We start from the raw sequence: 17295 nt of genomic DNA on the forward strand, positions 1-17295 counted from the left end.
TGGGGGCCGCCGGGCTGAAGACAGGCCGTAACGCCGCAAGGCCCGGTGTCCGCCGCGGAGGGCGGGCACCGGGCCTTGCGGCACTCGCTGCTTAAGAAATCTGCTGCCCGGAGAGACCTCGGGAGGTCGACGTGCCGGGGCGTCGGAGCCGGGCACGGCTACGGGCGCATCGCCCACCGGCCGTGGGTGACTCAGTGTCCTTGCTCGTCACGGCGGCGCTGCCACCGTTCCTCGATGCGGTTCATCATCGACTTGCGCTGACGTGATTGCCGGGGCTGACGACGGGCGCCTCCCGCCGCGTCCCCCATGGTCCGCTGCTCACCCGGCTTGGGCGCCTTGCGCCACCCGGTGACCGCCAGAACGGCGCAGCCCAGCATGACGAGGAAGCCCACCACGCTGATCCACCAGTTCTGCCCGCCCCCTGCGGCCACTCCGGCCACCAGGAGCGCGATACCCACCAGGAAGCCTGCAACCGCTTGGTAAACCCGTCGTCGGGTGTACGTACGCAGCCCGCTTCCCTCAAGCGCTGTCGCGAATTTGGGATCTTCGGCGTACAGCGCTCGCTCCATCTGCTCGAGCATTCGCTGCTCGTGCTCCGAGAGCGGCACGGAGTCCTCCTAGTCGTCGGCCGCGGGGGCGACCGGATGCGGCCCTTTCAGGATAGGCAGGGAATCGCCCCCGTGAAACCCGCCCTCTATGTCGTTACGTCAAATCGCTGGTCGGGCCGCCACGGCGGCTCGGCTGCTGAGGCGTAGATTCCCCAACCTCCGTTCCGTCATGCCGGGCGGTGTCCCTCGATCATACGGGGCGAACGACACGTTCGGGTGGTATGTGTCGTAGTCCATCTGCTGCTGCGCCGCTGATCAGCGATGCTTCTGGGCCAGCACGTGCAGCTGGGTGGCGACGGAGTGGAAGGCCGGCAGTTCGGCCGCAACGGCCTCCAGCTTCAGCAGGCCGTCCAGCGCACCGGGCTCGGTGTCCACCAGGACGCCCGGTACGAGGTCGGTGAAGACCCGTACGCCGTGCACCGCGCCGACCTCGGCGCCGGCCCCCGCCACGAGGGCGGTGAGCTGGTCGGCGGTGAAGCGGCGGGGCACCGGGTCGCCTTCGCCCCAGCGTCCCGCGGGGTCGCCCAGGGCGTGCCGCGCCTCGGCGAAGTGCCCGGCCAGGGCGCGGGCGAGGACCGCGCCACCCAGGCCGGCGGCGAGCAGGCTGAGGGAGCCTGCGGGCCGCAGCGCGTCGACCGCGTTCCGTACGCCCTCGGCGGGGTCGTCCACGTACTCCAGCACTCCGTGGCACAGGACCAGGTCGTGGCCCTCGCGCTCGACGACGTCGAAGAGGCCGTGCACATCGCCCTGCACGGCCTTCACCTGGTCGGCCACGCCGGCTTCGGCGGCCCGGCGCTCCAGCGCGAACAGCGCATTGGGGCTGGGGTCGACGACGGTGACGCGGTGCCCGAGCTGGGCGAGGGGCACGGCGAAGGAGCCGCTGCCGCCACCGGTGTCGAGCACGTCCAGGGCGTCCGCCCCGGTGTCCTTGACCCGCTGGTCGATGGCGTCCTTCAGGACCTCCCAGACCACGGAGGTACGCAGAGCGGCGCGGGGCGGGCGCGAAGTGGTCTCCCCACGGGGGGCCTGGTCCGGCACGGCAGTTGACTCCTCGGGCGGTACCGCCCCGACCGCGCGGACGCGGACCGGGCGGGCGGTTGGTGTGCGTACGACCACGGTCGGTGGACCTCGGTCGGCGTCGGCCGCGGACGCGGGATCTCGGGATCTCGTCGGGGGCGACGACACCGCCCACCCTATTGCCTCCGCCCGGATTGCCTCCGTTCGACGGGTCCGCGCCCGCTGCCGCCCACGGCGCAGCGCCCCGGCACGCCGCGGGCTCACCCCGCCTTCTCGTCGATCACCCGCCTCACCTCTCCCGCCTCCCCCGCCGGCGGCCCCTCCGCGGGCTGCGCCGGCTCCGTCCTCGGCTGCGGCAGGACGGGCTGGAGCACCAGCATCCGTTCCACCAGGCGGAGGAACATCCCGGCGTTCCTCAGCAGTTCGTCGGCGTCGCCGCTGCTGGCGGCGCCCCGGATGCCCGCTTCGGCGCGGGCCCGGCGGCTGGCGCCGGCGGCGAAGTGGGCGCTCCACTCGGACAGTTCGGGAGCGGTCTCGGGCAGCAGGTCCCAGGCGCTGCGTATGCCGGCGCGCCGACCGCGCCGGGGGGCGGCGCCCCGTCCACCGGCGGCGGGCTGCTGGGCGTCCGGATAGCCGCGGGCCGCGAGCACGGCCGCGGCGGTGCGCAGGGCGGCGAGGTGCGCCATCGCGTACCGCTCGTTCGGAGTCTCGAAGGCGGCGGCCTCGTCCAGCCCTGCGCGGGCCTGGGCGAGGAGGTCGAGGGCGGCGGGCGGTGCGGTGGCGCGCCGCAGGACGGGGTGCACATCGCTCGCGGGCCCGGTCAGTGAGGGGACAGGGCCGGTGGCACGGCGCCGGTGCGCGGCTGCCGCGTGGTGACTGGCCATGACGAACCTCCTGTCGTCGTGTGACGGCACGGTGGCCGTATGTGTCCATCGTGCAGGTCACCACTGACAATCGGCCCTGACCTGGGCTTTTGGTCAACATTCGGGTGAAGCGGGACGACCGCTCGCCGCCGGCCGGCGGCCCCCGGCAGCGGCTCGTGGCGGCTGGTCGGCGGCCTGTCAGCGGCTTCCCTCTCCGACGTCCTGCGGGGCCGTCCAGGCCATCGCCAGGGCGAAGCCGAGGTCGTCGAACCGGGCTCCGGGGAAGACGTTCCCGTACAGCTCGCGGAACTGCCCGCGCGACAGGTAGCGGTCGCTGAGCAGATGGGCCAGCCACGGCCGGCTGTGCCAGAAGCGCAGTTGGAACCAGGCGTCGCGCAGCCCCACGCGCCGCACTTCGCCGGGGAAGCCCAACCGCGCGGCCCAGGTGTACGCCCAGCGCGGCGGCGTCGGCCGCCGGTCGCTCACGTTGTCGACCAGTGCGACGGTGCCGCCGGGGCGCACGAGCCCCTTCAGATGCTCCAGGCCGGCCCGGTAGTCCTCCAGGTGGTGCAGCATCGTGTGGCTGTAGACGAGGTCGAAGCCGTCGTCGTCCGTCAGGTCGAACAGGTCCTGCACCACGTAGCGCACGTGGGGCCGCGCCCGTTCGGCCCGGGCGATCTCGATCAGCGGGGCGCTCAGGTCCAGGCCGACGACCTCGTCGAAGTCGTCCGCCAGCACCTCGACCGCGTGCCCCGACCCGCAGCCGGCGTCCAGCGCGCGTCCGCCCTTCAGGCCGAGCCCCGTGAGCCATGCGGTGTTCCGCCCGGGGAGCAGGCTCACGAAGCGGTCGTAGTCGCGGGCGAAGCGGTCGAAGGACTGAGGGTCGGTTGCTTGGGTCATGTGTCTGCCTTACACGGCGCGGGGGCGATCACGCGAAGGAAGGTCCTTAGGGGGCTTCTGATGGATCTTGCTGGGCTCGCGCGCCCTGGCACCATGCCTCTCCGCGTTGTCGTCGGTCGCCGACACTCCGCGTCGACTCCCTCCTCCGCCTTGAGATCCACGGCACCAGAACCCGCTCCCTGTTCCAGCCTGATCCATCAGAAGCCCCCTAACCCCCGTTCCTTCACACCCCACTTGACGTGCGACTTTGCTGCACCGGATTGCTTCGGGATAGTTTTTGCACTGACCAGTCAGTTCAAAGACTTGTGATCGACGTGCCCAGGGGCACGCGATCGTCGCGCCGGGGAGGACTCGTGGACAGCCCGTCAGGGGCGGCCGTATTCGCCGAGGGCTTCGGGGTGAAGGGCCCGCGCGGCTGGGCCTTTCGATCGGTGGACGTCGACGCCGCACCGGGTTCGCTCATCGGCGTCGAGGGCCCGTCGGGCTCCGGCCGGACCTGCCTTCTGCTCGCGCTCACCGGCCGGATGCGCCCCGCGGCGGGCCGCGCCGAGGTCGGCGGGCTGGCGCTGCCGCGCAAGATGGCCGCCGTGCGCCGGATCAGCGCGCTCGCCCACGTACCGGGGGTGAGCGACCTCGACCCGGCCCTCACCGTCGACGAACACCTCAGGGAACGGGCTCTGCTGCAGAGCCGCTACGACGGCTCGCTGCGCGATCTGCTGCGCCCGCGCGCCGAGCGCACCGGGGCCCTGCGGCAGCGGATCGACGCCGCCCTGGAGGCGGCCGGTCTGGACCGCGGCGGTCTGGCCAAGGAGGGGCGCACCTCGGTGCGCGACCTGGAACGGCTCGAAGCGCTGCGGCTGTCGATCGCCCTCGCGCTGATCGGCCGCCCGCGGCTGCTCGCCGTCGACGACTCCGATCTGAAGCTCTCGGACGCCGACCGCGCCACCGCGTGGGACCTGCTGCGGTCCGTGGCCGACGCGGGCACCACCGTCCTGGCCGTGTGCGGCCGGGCCCAGGAGTGCACCAGCGTCATCCGTACGGACACGGAGACCGCGCGGGACACCGAGGCTGCACCGGACACCGACGCGAAGACCGCGCAGGGCGCCGAAGCCTCGCACAACGCCGGCACGAAGACCGCGCAGGACGCCGGGACCGACGGCGCGCCCAGCGCCGAAACCGATGGGGAGGGAACCACCGATGCGCTCGCCGAAGCTGGCCGCGCTTGAGCTGAAGCGGTTCGGCCGGGGCAAGCTGCCCCGCGCCGCGATCGTCGCGATCGTGCTGCTGCCGCTGCTTTACGGGGCGCTGTACCTGTGGTCCTTCTGGGATCCGTACGGACAGCTCGACCGCGTCCCGGTCGCCCTCGTCAACGACGACCGGGGCGCCACCGCCGACGGCGAGGAGCTGAAGGCGGGCGACGACATCGTCAAGGGCCTGCACGACAGCGAGGTGTTCGCCTGGCACGAGGTCAGCGCCGCCGAGGCCCGCAAGGGCGTCGAGGACGGCACGTACTACCTGTCACTGACGATGCCGAAGGACTTCAGCGCCCGCATCGCGTCGAGTTCGGGCGACTCCCCCGAGACGGGCGCCCTGAAGGTGGAGACCAACGACGCGAACAACTACATCGTCGGCCAGGTCTCGCGGACCGTCTTCTCCGAGGTCCGCACCGCCGCGTCGACGAAGGCGTCCCGCTCCTTCCTGGACAAGATCTTCATCTCGTTCTCCGACATCCACGACCGCACCGCGGAGGCGGCGAAGGGCGCGGACGACCTCAAGGGCGGCATCGGGGACGCGAAGAAGGGCTCCGCCGACCTGGCGGACGGCCTCAAGAGCGCCAAGGACAACAGCAGCAAGCTGTCCGGGGGCCTCGCCAAGCTCAACAAGGGCGCCAGCGACCTGGAGTCGGGCACCCGCAGCATCTCCGAGGGCACCCAGGCGCTCGCCGACAAGGTCAACGGCATCGCCGGTGACGTACGCCCGTACCTCAAGGACAACGGCAAGACCGTCGGCAGCACGGCCCGGCTGGTCGCCGACAGCTCCGGCGCCCTGCGCACCCAACTGGACACCCTGGTCAAGGCGGCCCCGGGCAGCGCCTCGCTGGCGCAGACGTCCGCCGGCGAACTGAAGCGGATCCACACCGAGCAGTGCACCGGGGCCGCCGCGGCCGACCCGGCCCTGTGCCCGGCGCTGGAGCGCGCCGCGACCACGGCGTCCGACGTCGCCAAGGTCGCCGCGGACGTCAACGCGCTCGTCACGGACAACCGGGGCGACCTGAAGAAGTTGGACGGCCACCTCGCCGACCTCCAGAAGAAGGCCGCGGACCTCGCCGAGCGCGCACCGAACCTGGACGAGGACCTGGAGTCCGCCGTCGCCAGGATCAACACCCTCAACTCGGGCGCGAAGAAGGCCGCCGCGGGCGCCGACGCCCTGCACACCGGCCTGGCGAACGCCGCGACCGGCTCCGTCGACCTCGACACCGGCGTGGGCAAGCTGCGAACGGGCGCGAGCGACCTCGACGGCGGCATCTTCAAGCTCGTCGACGGCTCGGCGCAGTTGGCCGGCGGGCTCAACGAGGGCGTCGCCAAGATCCCCGACTACGACGAGCAGGACCGCGACGCCCGTACGGAGGTGATGGCCGACCCCGTGAAGCTGGCGTCCTCCTCGCTCCACCAGGCCCCCAACTACGGCACCGGCTTCGCCCCGTACTTCATCCCGCTCTCCCTCTGGGTGGGCGCGATGGTCGCGTACATGATCATCCAACCGCTCAACCGGCGCGCGCTCGCCGCGGGCGCCTCCGCCTGGCGGATCGCGCTGGCGGGCTGGCTGCCGGTGGTCGCCATCGGCCTGGTGCAGGTCGCCGCACTGATGTCCGTCCTCCACTTCGGCCTGGGGCTCAGGACCGCCGACGGGGCCGCCACCGTTGCGTTCCTCGCCCTGGTGATCGGCTGCTTCGCCGCGATCATCCAGTGGTTGAACGCCCGCTTCGGCGCGGCCGGCCGGATCTTGGTCCTCGCGGTGCTGATGCTCCAGTTGACCTCGGCGGGCGGCACGTATCCGGTGCAGACCAGCCCCGGGTTCTTCAACGCGATCCATCCGTTCCTGCCGATGAGCTACGTCGTGGAGGCCCTGCGCCGGCTGATCACCGGCGGTGGCCTCGGGCCGGTGTGGCAGGCGACCGCGGTGCTGGTGGCGTTCACCGCCGCCGCCCTCGCCCTCACGGCGCTCTCGGCGCGGCAGAAGCAGGTCTGGACGCTCGATCGACTGCACCCGGAGCTGAGCCTGTGACGCCCCGGCCGGTGGGATGAGGGCCGAGGATGAGAGCCGGCGGGACGGGGTCCGCGCCCCCGAGGAGACCTGTGAGAATCGACGCCATGGACGCCATGGACAGCACCAGCACGAGACGACGGGCGACCCGGGCGAAGCTCTACGAGGCCGCGGTGACGCTCATCGCCGAGCAGGGCTTCTCCGCCACCACCGTGGACGAGATCGCCGAACGCGCCGGAGTGGCGAAGGGCACCGTCTACTACAACTTCCGCAGCAAGACCGAGCTGTTCGAGGAGTTGTTGCGGTACGGCGTCGGACTGCTGACCTCCTCGCTCCAGACCGCCGCCGACGAGACCGCCGACCGGGGCGGCACCAAGGTCGAGGCCCTGGACGCGATGATCCGGGCCGGACTCGTCTTCATCGACCGCTATCCGGCCTTCACCCAGCTGTACGTCGCCGAGCTCTGGCGGACCAACCGCGCCTGGCAGCAGACGCTGCTGGTGGTGCGGCAGCAGGCGGTGGCCGTGGTGGAGACCGTGCTCAGAGAGGCCGTGGAGGGCGAGGAGCTCAGCGAGGAGATCGACATCCCGCTCACGGCCGCGGCCCTGGTGGGGATGGTGCTGGTGGCGGCGCTCGACTGGCAGTCGTTCCAGCGGGAACGTTCGCTGGACGACGTGCACGCGGCGCTCTCGCGGCTGCTGCACGGTCGGGTCAGCGGGCGCTGAGCGCACCCACCGCACGGTGGGGGTCTCCGTGTACCGGGGGCCGGATCACCGGTCCCTGCGGTGATCCGGACCTCCCGGTCACGGATGTTCCCCCGTGGTCTCGGAACGCCTTCGGCCAATCCCCCGATCCCGAAGGCCGTTCCGTCCTGCACCCCGTTCCTTCCGGGGCGCAGCATCTGTTCCGCCGCCCCGTGTCGGCGGTACCGGTGCTGCGTTCCCTTCCGTGCCCACCACTCTTCCGTCTCCGCAGGTGGGAACCCATCCGCGCGGCTACTCATCTCGGTGACTAGGTACGCGTACTCAGCAGCACGCGCTACCACCTAGGGATTCCGGTTCCACCCACGACGACCCCGCCCACAACGGCCCCGACCGCGGCCGTCGGCGTTGTCAGTGGCAGTCGATAAAGTCTTGGCATGGCACGGATTGCAGTGATCGGCGCCGGGATGGGCGCCATGGCGGCTGCCGCCCGGCTGGCCGTGGCGGGCCACCAGGTGGCGGTGTACGAGCGCGCGCAGACGTACGGAGGCGCGCTCGGCGCGGTCGAGCGCGCCGGTTTCCGCTTCGACACCGGCCCCGGGCTGCTGCACCTGCCCGCCGTCTGGCGCGACCTCTTCTTGAAGACGGGCCGGGAGCCCCTGGAGAAGTGCGTGGACCTCGCGCCGGTCTCCCCCGCGAGCCGGCACCTCTTCGCCGACAGCACCGACGTCTCGCTGCCCGACGCCTCGCGCGCGGGCATCGTCTCCGCCCTGGAGTCCGCCGTCGGCACCGGAGCCGGCGAGCGCTGGGGCGAGTTCCTGGGCCGCGCCCGGGACGCCTGGGACCGCTCCCGCCGCCCCCTCCTGGAAGAGCCCCTGTGGTCCGACTGGCGGGTGCTGGAGCGCGATCCCTACCCCGCCCCCCGGCGCCGCGTCTTCCTGCGGACGCGCCAGGCGACGACGGTCGCAGAGGTCGGCGCCTGGGAGCTGGCGGACCCCCGCCTGGCCGCCCTCTTCGAGTCGTACGCGCTGGCGTACGGGCTGGACCCGCGGCACGCACCCGCCGGCGCCGCCCTGCTGCCGTACATGGAGCAGACCTTCGGCACCTGGTACGTGTCCGGCGGGCTGCGCGAGCTGGCCCGCGCGGTGTACGAGCGGTGCCTGGCCCGCCGGGTGACGTTCACGTTCGGCGCCGAGGTGGCCTCGGTCGTCGAGAAGGACGGCAGGGCCGCGGGCATCGAGCTGGCCGACGGCACCGTCGTCGAGGCCGATCAGGTCGTGGCGGGCGGCTCCGCCGGGGCCGCGGCGCGGCTGGTCGGACGCGACCTCCAGCAGGAGGGCGACGTACGGCCCCAGGACGACGGCCGGGTGCTGCCCGGCCGGTTCACCGTCCTGCTGGCGCTGCGCGGCGCCCGGGGCGAGGGCGTGGCGCACCGCACCGTGGTGCACTCCCCCGACGCGTCCGCGGAGGCAGCCGCCGTCTTCGGCGGGCAGGCCGCAGAGCGGCCCACGGTCACGGTGCTGCGCCCGGGCGACCCGCGCACGGTCCCCGACGACGCCCACGAAGCCGTCACGGTCACCGCCACCGTCCCCGGACACGGCGTCGACCGCGACCGATCCGGTGGCGTCGACTGGACGGACGCGGCGCTGCGCGAGCGGTACGCGAAGGTGCTGCTCGACGCGGCGGGCGCGGCCTTCGACCGCCCCGCCGAGATACGTGAGCGGCTGCTGTGGCAGGAGGTGCTGACGCCCGCGGAGACGGGTTCGCTGACGGCGCCGGCGCTCGCCGGTCCGGGCGGTCGCTGGCTGCACCCGGCGAACACCACCCGGCTCCCGGGGCTCCACCTCGTCGGTGGCCACGCCCATCCGGGTGGCGGACTCGCCCACGGCGGCATGTCGGGCGCGCTGGTCGCCGGGCTGATCGTGGAGGGCCCGGGCTTCAGCGGCTCCCAGTGAGCCGCATCCCGTACGAGCAAGGGATCACCGGTCAGCAGCAGGGCGCCCGGTGCGCGTGTGCGACCGGACGCCCTTGATCCGCTTCGTGACGCTCGGTCAGTAGCGGTACTGCTGCGGCTCGTTGCCGTAGCCCTGGTCGTACGGGAGGCCGTCGGGCCCGGGCTGCTGGCCGGGCGTCTCGGGGTCGCGCGGCTGGGGCACCCACACCCCGCCGGGGGGCGTGTCGGTGTAGGGCTGCTGCTGGCCGTAGTACGGGTCCCCGGCGTACTGGCGGGGGTTGCCGAAGCTGTCGTAGCCGTCGAGTTCGCCCTCGTAGCCGGCGGCGTACTGCTGACCGCCCACGTAGGGATCGGAGTACGCGGGGTACTGCTGCGGGGCCTGGCCGTAGTCGTACCCGGCGTCCGGGGCGGCGGCGGGCTGCTGGGCGTAGAGGGGGTCGTAACCGCCGTCGAACGGCGCGTAGTCCTGGCCTGCGCCCGGTCGGTCGGCGTACTCCTGCCGGGCCCCCGCCCCGGCCGGGGCGAAGGACGGGTCGTCGTACACGCCGTACTGGCCGGTGTCGTCGGGCATCGGCTGCGGTTCGTAGACGCCCGACGGGTCGCCCGGCACGCCTTCCGGGAACATGGCCGTGGGCTCGGCGGCGGAGACGTCGTGGACGGCCGGGGCGTCGGAGCCCGGGACGGCCGCCATGACGGCCGTGCCGTCGTGCGCGAAGTCGTCGTCCAGGCGCCGCTCGCCCGCGGCTCCCGCGAATCCCCCGATTCCTGAGGCTCCCTCGGCCCCTGCCGCTCCTGCGGCTCCTGTGTCGAACGGAGGCTCTGCACCCTCCCCGGGGGCCGGCGGGTCGTCCTTGGCGCCGCCCCTGCGGCGCCGGCTGGCGCCGGGCTTGCCGCCCAGCGCCCAGCCGGTGGAGAAGCCGCGGCGGAACGAGAGCGTGACGTAGGTCTGGCCCACCGCGAAGGCCACCGCCCCCAGGGCGATCACCACCCTGGAGGCCACCAGCATCCCGAGGACGACCGTCAGGAAGCCGCCGAAGGCGAGGAGTCTCCAGCGCAGGCGCGCCTTGTACTGGAGCAGCACCTCACCCAAGAGCCACAGCGCGACGATGCTGAACGCGACATAGAGGACCGTAAGACCCATCCCCGCCCCTCTCCTTCGGCCGTCGACGAGTCCGGCCGATCACGACTGCTTGTGCAGTCCGAGACTTTCGTAGATCTCAAGCGTCGCGGTGGAGTTGTTGAGGGTGATGAAGTGCAGCCCCGGTACGCCTTCCGAGAGCAGCTCCGCGCAGAACTCCGTTGCGAACTCGATACCCATGGAGCGTACAGCGGCCGGATCGTCCTTGACGGAGAGGATCCTGTCTTTCAGCTCCGCGGGGAAGGCGGCGTTGCTGAGCTGGGCGAAACGTTCGAGCTGTTTGACGCTGGTGACCGGCATGATCTCCGGAATGATGGGGGTGTCGCAGCCGGCGGCGTCGACCCGGTCACGCAGTCGGAAGTAGTCCTCGGGGCGGAAGAACATCTGGGTGATGGCGTAGTCGGCGCCCGCGCGGCACTTGTCGACGAAGTGCCGGACGTCGGTGTCCCAGTCCGCGGAACGCGGGTGCATCTCCGGGAAGGCGGCGACTCCGACGCAGAAGTCACCCGAGTCCTTGATCAGGCTGACCAGCTCGGCGGCGTAGGTCACCCCCTCGGGGTGCTTGACCCACTCGCCCATGGGGTCGCCGGGCGGGTCGCCCCGGACGGCCAGGATGTTGCGGATCCCGGCGTCGGCGTACTGGCCGATCATGTTGCGCAGTTCCGCGATGGAGTGGTTGACCGCGGTCAGATGGGCGACGGGGGTGAGGGTGGTGTCGGCGGCGATCTGCTGGGTCGCCTTCACCGTGCCCGCCCTGGTGGAGCCGCCCGCACCGTACGTCACGGAGACGAAGCTGGGAGCCACTGCCTCCACCCGGCGCAGGGCGTTCCACAGGTTCCGCTCGCCCTTCTCCGTCTTGGGAGCCCAGAACTCGAAGGAGTAGGTGGTCTGGTCGGTCGCGAGCAACTCGCGCACCGTGCGTGCGCGATCCGTCCTGGTCGATGGTGTGCCAAGGGCCATACCCGCAGGCTATCGGGGGTGACAAGGTCACCCAACCGATGTCCACCCATCGGACTGTGCCGTATCACGTTTGCCCACGTCACAGCGGTTCCGTATCCGCTGGGCGAGATGGGAAGCCGCTTCGGCGGGGTCGTCGGCCTCGGTGACGGCGCGAACGACGACGACCCGGCGGGCGCCGGCGTCCAGGACCTCGTCGAGGTTTCCTGCGTCGATGCCTCCGATGGCGAACCAGGGGCGGTCGGTGCCCAGGGCGGCGGTGTGGCGCACCAGGTCGAGCCCGGGGGCGTGCCGGCCGGGCTTGGTGGGGGTGGGCCAGCAGGGGCCGGTGCAGAAGTAGTCGACGCCCGGCTGGACTGCGGCGGCCGACGCCTCGGCCGCGCTGTGGGTGGAGCGGCCGACGAGGACACCGTCGCCGAGGATCGCCCGGGCGGCGGGGACGGGCAGGTCGCCCTGGCCCAGGTGGAGCACGTCGGAGCCGATGGCGTGGGCGACGTCGGCCCGGTCGTTCACCGCGAGCAGGGCGCCGTGGCGGCGACAGGCGTCGGCGAAGACCTCCAGGTGCGCCAGTTCCTCGGCGGCTTCCATGCCCTTGTCGCGGAGCTGGACGACGTCGACTCCGGCGCCGAGGACGGCGTCGAGGAAGTCGGCGAGGTCGCCCTGGCGCTTGCGGGCGTCCGTGCAGAGGTAGAGCCGGGCGTCGGACAGCCGGGCGCGGACCGTGGACATGACTGATTCCCCCGGGTGGGTCGGCGGTGTGCGGTGTACGTCCACGTCGACGCACGCCGACGACGTGGACGTACGGCGGGTGCGCCTTCGGCAGCGCCCCGCACACCGCGTGCGAATGGGTACAAAGCTCTCTTCGGCACCCCGGCGCGCTGCGGGAGGCGGCGCGCGGGGCGCACGGGGCGGCGGCTACGGAGCAGCCGCCGGGCGGCGGACGTCAGACGGCGAGCGCCTGCGCCCTGCGCTTCACTTCCGTGCCGCGGTTCTCACCGAGGGCCTGTGCGGGGGTCCCGGGCAGGCTCGGGTCGGGGGTGAAGAGCCACTCCAACATCTCTTCGTCCGTGAAGCCGTCGTCCTTCAGGAGCGTCAGGGTGCCGCTGAGGCCCTTGACCACCTTCGAGCCGCTGATGAACGCGGCGGGGACCTGGAGCACGCGCCTCTCCCCGCGGCGCACGGCGATCAGCTGGCCCTCCTTCACCAGCTGGCGCACGCGCGTCACCTCGACGTCCAACCTTTCCGCGATGTCGGGCAGGGTGAGCCAGTCGGGGACGAGGGCATCGATCTTTGCGTCAATCTCGGTCACGGGACAAGCCTGCCATCTGGGACCGACAGTGGGTAGCGGGAGCCCCCCGGTCGACTGCCGCCATCCGAGCGCTCCTCGGTGCGGACCGCCTGGTCAGCGGTGCGGCGCCGGGCTCAGTGGGCCCTAGCTGGACGCGGCCTTCAGGGGGATCGCGGGGTCCGAGGCGCGTTGTGGATCCAGCCGTCCGCCGGCCTGTACGACGCGGCGGCCCTGGGCGAGGTCGCGCGGCCGGCCGACGGCGAGCAGCGCGACGAGCACGCCGTCGCGCAGCCACAGCACCGACCAGGCGGGGTCGGCGGGGCTGCCGCGCCACACGAGCGCGTCGGCGTCGGCGTGGTCTCCCGCGTACTGCACGAACCGGCCGAACTGCTCGGACCAGAAGTACGGCACGGGGTCGTAGACCTCCGGCGGCTCGGCCGCTGCCGCCGTGGCGCCGACCGGTCCGGCGCCGGCGGCCAACTCGGCGATGACGTTGGCTGCGACGGTCCGCGGCCCCTGGAGGGCGTTGTCCCAGTGGTGCACCAGCAGGCGCCGGGCGTAGCGGGCGGAGGGGAAGGAGGCGCAGTCCCCCACGGCGTACACGCCACTCAGCGAGGTGCGCAGATGTGCGTCGGCGGTGACGGCGCCGTTCGGGTCGGTGGCGATCCCGGAGCCGGCGAGCCAGCCGGTGGCCGGGCGGGCGCCGATGCCGACGACCACGGCGCCGGCGGGGATGCGCCGCCCGTCGGCCAGGACGACGGTCCCGGGCTCGACCGCGGCCACCCGGGCGCCGGTGACCAGGTCGACGCCGGCGTCGGCGTACCACTGGGCCATGGGGGCGGTGACCTCGGCGGGCAGGGCTTCGGCGAGCGGGCGGTCGGCGGCCTCGACGACGGTGACCGCGCAGCCGGCCTCCCGGGCGGCGGTGGCGAACTCGGCGCCGATCCAGCCGGCGCCCACCACGACGACGTCGTGCTGCCGGTCGAGGACGGGCTTGAGCCGCTCGGCGTCGTCGAGGGTGCGCAGCAGGTGGACGCCGGGGACGGCCGCCGCGCCGGGCAGGGTGACGGGCTCGGCGCCGCTGGCGATGACCAGGACGTCGTACGGGACGGGCCCGGCTTCGGTGTCCAGCTCGCGCACGGCGTGGCGCAGCCCGGTCACCTCGCAGCCGAGTCTCAGTTCGACGGCGAGGGCTTCGAAGTCGACGTCGAAGGCGGAGTCCTCGGCCTTGCCCAGCAGGACGGCCTTGGAGAGCGGAGGGCGGTCGTAGGGCTGGTGGGGTTCGGCGCCGATGAGGGTGACGGGGTCGGTGAAGCCGCCTTCCCGCAGGGCGACGGCGGTCTGCACACCGGCCATGCCCGCGCCGACGATGACCACGCCTCGCGTCTGCTGCTGTGTCTGCTGCTCGCTCACCCGATCAACCTTACGCATCTGACGCACCGTCAGACCAGCGGGGTGCCGCTGCCGCCCCGACGCCGGACCTAGTGCCTGTTAGACCAGAGGGCGCCCTCGCGCGCTGTCGTGGGTCACGCCCCTCTGTGCCTCAGGGACGTGGTCGCCGTAGCTCTGCGGGAGCGTTGCTCTCCACCGGCCCGTGGTGGGCTTGTCGCGCAGTTCCGCCCCTGTGCCCTGCGGGCACGGGGGCACCCCCAGCGCCCCTCTTTCGCTGCCCCCGTCACTCGCCTGCGGGCTGCGAACAGGGGATCAAGGGCGCTGGGGCCCACACCCTCCGGGCCGATGGGGAGGAGCTGCGTGAACAGCCCTCCACCGGGCCCCAGACGCCATCGCGGGACGCCGTCACGGCGCTACCGCAGCTGCTCCACCACGCTCGTGCCGCTGCCCTCCTGGGACTCCCACTCCCAACTCTCCTCCAGCCGAACGCGCCCGTCGGGGAGTTCCACCACGGTGGAGACGCAGTGGCCCGACGAGGTGCTGCCGTCCGTCCGCAACTGGACGTAGCGGAAGTCCAGCCGGTCGCCTTCGCGGGTGCCCACCAGATGGCCGCGGACCACGTCCCCGCCTTCGTAGTCGGCCCAGATCCGGCCGTCCTGCTCGTGGTACTCAAACCGGGTGCGCACCCCCACCTGACCCGGCGCCTGATCGGCGACGGGCGACAGCACGAGTCCGTCGAGCGAGCCTGCCACGGTGAACCGTCCTTTCGCGCTCCTGCACCCCAGACCGCCCCCGAGGACGGCGTCCCACCGGCTCCGACCGGTCTTACGGCACGTCACGGGCTGGGGTTAGGGTGGCCACCGTAAAGCACCCGCGGGAGCCCGGACGCACCGGGCTGAGAGGGAGGCTGGGCGGCCTCCGACCGTACGAACCTGATCCGGGTCATGCCGGCGAAGGGAGGAGCTGAAGACCCATGCCGCACGCTCCCGTGCCACCGGGCAACCCTGCACCCCCGCGGACGGCCGCACCGCCACCGTCCGCACCGCCCCCCGCCGCAGACGTGCTCGTCGTCGGCGGCGGCATCATCGGGCTCGTCACGGCCTGGCGCACCGCACAACGCGGCCTGAGCGTCACCGTGGTGGACCCAACGCCCGGCGGCGGCGCCGCACAGGTCGCGGCCGGCATGCTCGCAGCCGTCACCGAACTCCACTACGGGGAAGAGGCCCTGCTCGCCCTCAATCTGGAGTCCGCGCGCCGCTACCCCGACTTCGCGGCCGAACTCGACCAGGCCAGCGGCTCGGACATCGGCTACCGCGCCTGCGGCACGCTCGCCGTCGCACTCGACGCCGACGACCGCGCCCATCTGCGGGAGCTGCACGCGCTCCAGCAGCGCTCCGGGCTGGAGTCCGAGTGGCTGACCGGCCGTGAGTGCCGCCGGCTGGAGCCGATGCTGGCGCCGGGCGTACGCGGCGGGCTACGGGTCGACGGGGACCACCAGGTCGATCCACGGCGGCTCGCGTCCGCGCTGGTCACCGCCTGCGAACGGGCGCACGTCACCTTCCGCCGGGACCGGGCGGCCCGGCTGCTGGTGGCCCACGACCGGGCCCTGGGCGTCGCCCTGGCGGACGGCACCCGGCTGACCGCCGACCAGACCGTGCTCGCGGCGGGCAGCCTCAGCGGCCGGCTCGACGGGCTGCCCCCGTCCGTACGCCCACCGGTGCGGCCCGTGAAAGGGCAGGTCATCCGCCTGCAGGTGCCCGCGCCCTATGCGCCCTTCCTGTCCCGGACCGTGCGCGCGGTCGTCCGCGGCAGCCACGTCTATCTCGTGCCCCGCGAGAGCGGGGAGCTCGTCATCGGAGCGACCAGCGAGGAGCTGGGCTGGGACACCACCGTCACCGCCGGCGGGGTCTACGAACTGCTGCGGGACGCCCATGAGCTCGTCCCCGGCATCACGGAGCTCCCGCTCACCGAGACCCGCGCCGGACTGCGCCCCGGCTCTCCCGACAACGCCCCGCTGCTCGGCCCGACCGAGCTGCCGGGCCTGCTGCTGGCCACCGGCCACTACCGCAACGGCGTCCTCCTCACGCCGCTGACCGGCGATGTGCTCGCCGCGGCCCTGACCGACGGCGCCCTCCCCGAAGAAGCCCATCCCTTCACCCCCGCTCGCTTCACTCCCGTCCCTCAGGAGCAGCCCGTATGAACAGCTTTCCCCTGGTTGTCTCCGTCAACGGCGAACGGCGTGAACTCGCCACGCCCACCACGCTCGCCGCTCTGGTCGCCGAGCTGACCGCGGCCCCCGCGGGCGTCGCCGCCGCCGTCAACGAGACCGTCGTCCCGCGCAGCGCCTGGCCCGGCACGGTCCTGGACGACGGCGACCGCGTCGAAGTCCTCACCGCCGTGCAGGGCGGGTGACCGCGATGGCCGACGACCTGCTGACCATCGGCGGCACGACCTTCACCTCCCGGCTGATCATGGGCACGGGCGGCGCGCCCAGCCTGGACGTCCTCGAACGCTCCCTCGTCGCCAGCGGCACACAGCTCACCACCGTCGCGATGCGCCGCGTCAACCCCACCGTGCAGGGCTCGGTACTCTCCGTGCTGAACCGCCTCGGAATCCGGGTCCTGCCGAACACCGCGGGCTGCTTCACCGCCGGCGAAGCGGTGCTGACCGCCCGACTGGCCCGCGAGGCCCTGGGCACCGACTGGGTGAAGCTGGAGGTCGTCGCCGACGAGCGGACCCTGCTGCCCGACCCGGTCGAGCTGCTGGACGCCGCGGAGATCCTGGTCGACGACGGGTTCACGGTCCTGCCGTACACCAACGACGACCCGGTGCTCGCACGCCGCCTGGAGGACGTCGGCTGCGCCGCGGTCATGCCCCTGGGCTCGCCCATCGGCTCCGGCCTCGGCATCCGCAATCCGCACAACTTCCGGCTGATCGTCGAGCAGGCGGGCGTGCCGGTGGTGCTGGACGCGGGGGCGGGCACGGCGTCGGACGCCGCGTTCGCGATGGAGCTGGGGTGCGACGCCGTGATGCTCGCCTCCGCCGTCACCCGGGCGCAGGAGCCGGCACGGATGGCCGAGGCGATGCGGTACGGGGTGGAGGCCGGCCGGCTGGCCTATAGGGCCGGTCGCATCCCCCGCCGCCACTTCGCCGAGGCGTCGTCGCCCACCGTCGGCGTGGCCGCGCTTGACCCGGAACGCCCCGCCTTCTAGC

At 72.9% G+C, this 17295-nt stretch carries 17 protein-coding genes and 1 riboswitch; of the genes, 7 read left to right on the forward strand and 10 right to left on the reverse strand.

What is annotated here, in order from left to right:
• Positions 1-191 precede the first annotated feature (191 nt).
• From ABZ842_RS27935 to ABZ842_RS27950, 4 genes are all read right to left on the reverse strand, one after another.
• Positions 192-608 (reverse strand): DUF3040 domain-containing protein, encoded by a 417-nt coding sequence (locus tag ABZ842_RS27935; protein ID WP_361542393.1) that lies wholly within the window; start codon positions 606-608, stop codon positions 192-194.
• Between the two features lie 255 nt (positions 609-863).
• Positions 864-1646: a methyltransferase gene (locus tag ABZ842_RS27940; protein WP_361542396.1), complete on the reverse strand. Its 783-nt coding sequence runs from the start codon at positions 1644-1646 to the stop codon at positions 864-866.
• 239 nt (positions 1647-1885) lie between these two features.
• Positions 1886-2509, reverse strand: a complete 624-nt coding sequence (locus tag ABZ842_RS27945) for an SAV_6107 family HEPN domain-containing protein (RefSeq protein ID WP_361542399.1) — start codon at positions 2507-2509, stop codon at positions 1886-1888.
• 177 nt (positions 2510-2686) lie between these two features.
• The gene (locus ABZ842_RS27950) at positions 2687-3388 is read right to left on the reverse strand and encodes a methyltransferase domain-containing protein (RefSeq protein WP_361542402.1); all 702 of its coding nucleotides are present in this window, start codon (positions 3386-3388) and stop codon (positions 2687-2689) included.
• 353 nt (positions 3389-3741) lie between these two features.
• Between ABZ842_RS27950 and ABZ842_RS27955 the strand changes: the two genes are divergently transcribed.
• From ABZ842_RS27955 to ABZ842_RS27970, 4 genes are all read left to right on the forward strand, one after another.
• On the forward strand, positions 3742-4614 hold the full coding sequence (locus ABZ842_RS27955; protein ID WP_361542405.1) for an ATP-binding cassette domain-containing protein: 873 nt from the start codon (positions 3742-3744) through the stop codon (positions 4612-4614).
• Positions 4586-6673, forward strand: coding sequence for a YhgE/Pip domain-containing protein (locus tag ABZ842_RS27960; protein ID WP_361542408.1), 2088 nt, complete (start codon positions 4586-4588; stop codon positions 6671-6673). The genes ABZ842_RS27955 and ABZ842_RS27960 overlap by 29 nt, the downstream gene beginning before the upstream one ends.
• 95 nt (positions 6674-6768) lie before the next feature.
• Positions 6769-7377 carry a TetR/AcrR family transcriptional regulator gene (locus ABZ842_RS27965; protein ID WP_361542613.1) on the forward strand — a complete coding sequence of 203 codons (609 nt, stop codon included), beginning with the start codon at positions 6769-6771 and terminating at the stop codon, positions 7375-7377.
• 413 nt (positions 7378-7790) lie between these two features.
• Complete coding sequence (locus tag ABZ842_RS27970; RefSeq protein ID WP_361542411.1) at positions 7791-9308, forward strand: NAD(P)/FAD-dependent oxidoreductase; 1518 nt, start codon at positions 7791-7793, stop codon at positions 9306-9308.
• 96 nt (positions 9309-9404) lie between these two features.
• Here ABZ842_RS27970 and ABZ842_RS27975 read toward each other — a convergent pair whose 3' ends face one another.
• The 6 genes from ABZ842_RS27975 to ABZ842_RS28000 all read right to left on the reverse strand — a co-directional run bounded on the left by ABZ842_RS27975 (position 9405) and on the right by ABZ842_RS28000 (position 14834).
• Positions 9405-10448: a hypothetical protein gene (locus ABZ842_RS27975; RefSeq protein WP_361542414.1), complete on the reverse strand. Its 1044-nt coding sequence runs from the start codon at positions 10446-10448 to the stop codon at positions 9405-9407.
• 39 nt (positions 10449-10487) lie between these two features.
• Positions 10488-11405, reverse strand: coding sequence for a methylenetetrahydrofolate reductase [NAD(P)H] (gene metF / locus ABZ842_RS27980; RefSeq protein WP_361542417.1), 918 nt, complete (start codon positions 11403-11405; stop codon positions 10488-10490).
• 27 nt (positions 11406-11432) lie between these two features.
• Positions 11433-12131, reverse strand: coding sequence for a thiamine phosphate synthase (gene thiE / locus ABZ842_RS27985; RefSeq protein WP_361542419.1), 699 nt, complete (start codon positions 12129-12131; stop codon positions 11433-11435).
• A 214-nt stretch (positions 12132-12345) separates the two neighbouring features.
• On the reverse strand, positions 12346-12711 hold the full coding sequence (locus tag ABZ842_RS27990) for an Rv2175c family DNA-binding protein (protein ID WP_361542422.1): 366 nt from the start codon (positions 12709-12711) through the stop codon (positions 12346-12348).
• Positions 12712-12834: 123 nt separating this feature from the next.
• Positions 12835-14103, reverse strand: a complete 1269-nt coding sequence (locus ABZ842_RS27995) for an FAD-dependent oxidoreductase (RefSeq protein WP_361542425.1) — start codon at positions 14101-14103, stop codon at positions 12835-12837.
• A gap of 392 nt (positions 14104-14495) precedes the next feature.
• Positions 14496-14834 (reverse strand): hypothetical protein, encoded by a 339-nt coding sequence (locus tag ABZ842_RS28000; protein ID WP_361542428.1) that lies wholly within the window; start codon positions 14832-14834, stop codon positions 14496-14498.
• 111 nt (positions 14835-14945) lie between these two features.
• A riboswitch (TPP riboswitch) is annotated at positions 14946-15058 on the forward strand.
• Here ABZ842_RS28000 and thiO point away from each other — a divergent pair.
• The 3 genes from thiO (at position 15056) to ABZ842_RS28015 (ending at position 17294) form a co-directional block, all read left to right on the forward strand.
• Positions 15056-16282 carry a glycine oxidase ThiO gene (thiO, locus tag ABZ842_RS28005; RefSeq protein ID WP_361542431.1) on the forward strand — a complete coding sequence of 409 codons (1227 nt, stop codon included), beginning with the start codon at positions 15056-15058 and terminating at the stop codon, positions 16280-16282. It overlaps the preceding riboswitch by 3 nt.
• Positions 16279-16494, forward strand: a complete 216-nt coding sequence (thiS, locus tag ABZ842_RS28010; protein ID WP_361542434.1) for a sulfur carrier protein ThiS — start codon at positions 16279-16281, stop codon at positions 16492-16494. Before thiO ends, thiS begins: the two co-directional genes overlap by 4 nt.
• A gap of 5 nt (positions 16495-16499) precedes the next feature.
• Positions 16500-17294 carry a thiazole synthase gene (locus tag ABZ842_RS28015; RefSeq protein ID WP_361542437.1) on the forward strand — a complete coding sequence of 265 codons (795 nt, stop codon included), beginning with the start codon at positions 16500-16502 and terminating at the stop codon, positions 17292-17294.
• Position 17295 lies beyond the last annotated feature (1 nt).

The sequence above is a fragment of the Streptomyces sp. NPDC047315 genome (genome assembly GCF_040643215.1).
In the GTDB taxonomy this organism is placed as follows: Bacteria; Actinomycetota; Actinomycetes; order Streptomycetales; family Streptomycetaceae; genus Streptomyces.

Bases quoted from the DNA above. Each gene is read 5' to 3' on its own strand.
- ABZ842_RS27945 (WP_361542399.1), bottom strand. From the start codon at position 2,509: ATGGCCAGTCACCACGCGGCAGCCGCGCACCGGCGCCGTGCCACCGGC.
- ABZ842_RS27950 (WP_361542402.1), bottom strand. From the start codon at position 3,388: ATGACCCAAGCAACCGACCCTCAGTCCTTCGACCGCTTCGCCCGCGAC.
- ABZ842_RS27960 (WP_361542408.1), top strand. From the start codon at position 4,586: ATGCGCTCGCCGAAGCTGGCCGCGCTTGAGCTGAAGCGGTTCGGCCGG.
- ABZ842_RS27965 (WP_361542613.1), top strand. From the start codon at position 6,769: ATGGACAGCACCAGCACGAGACGACGGGCGACCCGGGCGAAGCTCTAC.
- ABZ842_RS27970 (WP_361542411.1), top strand. From the start codon at position 7,791: ATGGCACGGATTGCAGTGATCGGCGCCGGGATGGGCGCCATGGCGGCT.
- ABZ842_RS27975 (WP_361542414.1), bottom strand. From the start codon at position 10,448: ATGGGTCTTACGGTCCTCTATGTCGCGTTCAGCATCGTCGCGCTGTGG.
- metF (WP_361542417.1), bottom strand. From the start codon at position 11,405: ATGGCCCTTGGCACACCATCGACCAGGACGGATCGCGCACGCACGGTG.
- thiE (WP_361542419.1), bottom strand. From the start codon at position 12,131: ATGTCCACGGTCCGCGCCCGGCTGTCCGACGCCCGGCTCTACCTCTGC.
- thiO (WP_361542431.1), top strand. From the start codon at position 15,056: ATGCCGCACGCTCCCGTGCCACCGGGCAACCCTGCACCCCCGCGGACG.
- thiS (WP_361542434.1), top strand. From the start codon at position 16,279: ATGAACAGCTTTCCCCTGGTTGTCTCCGTCAACGGCGAACGGCGTGAA.
- ABZ842_RS28015 (WP_361542437.1), top strand. From the start codon at position 16,500: ATGGCCGACGACCTGCTGACCATCGGCGGCACGACCTTCACCTCCCGG.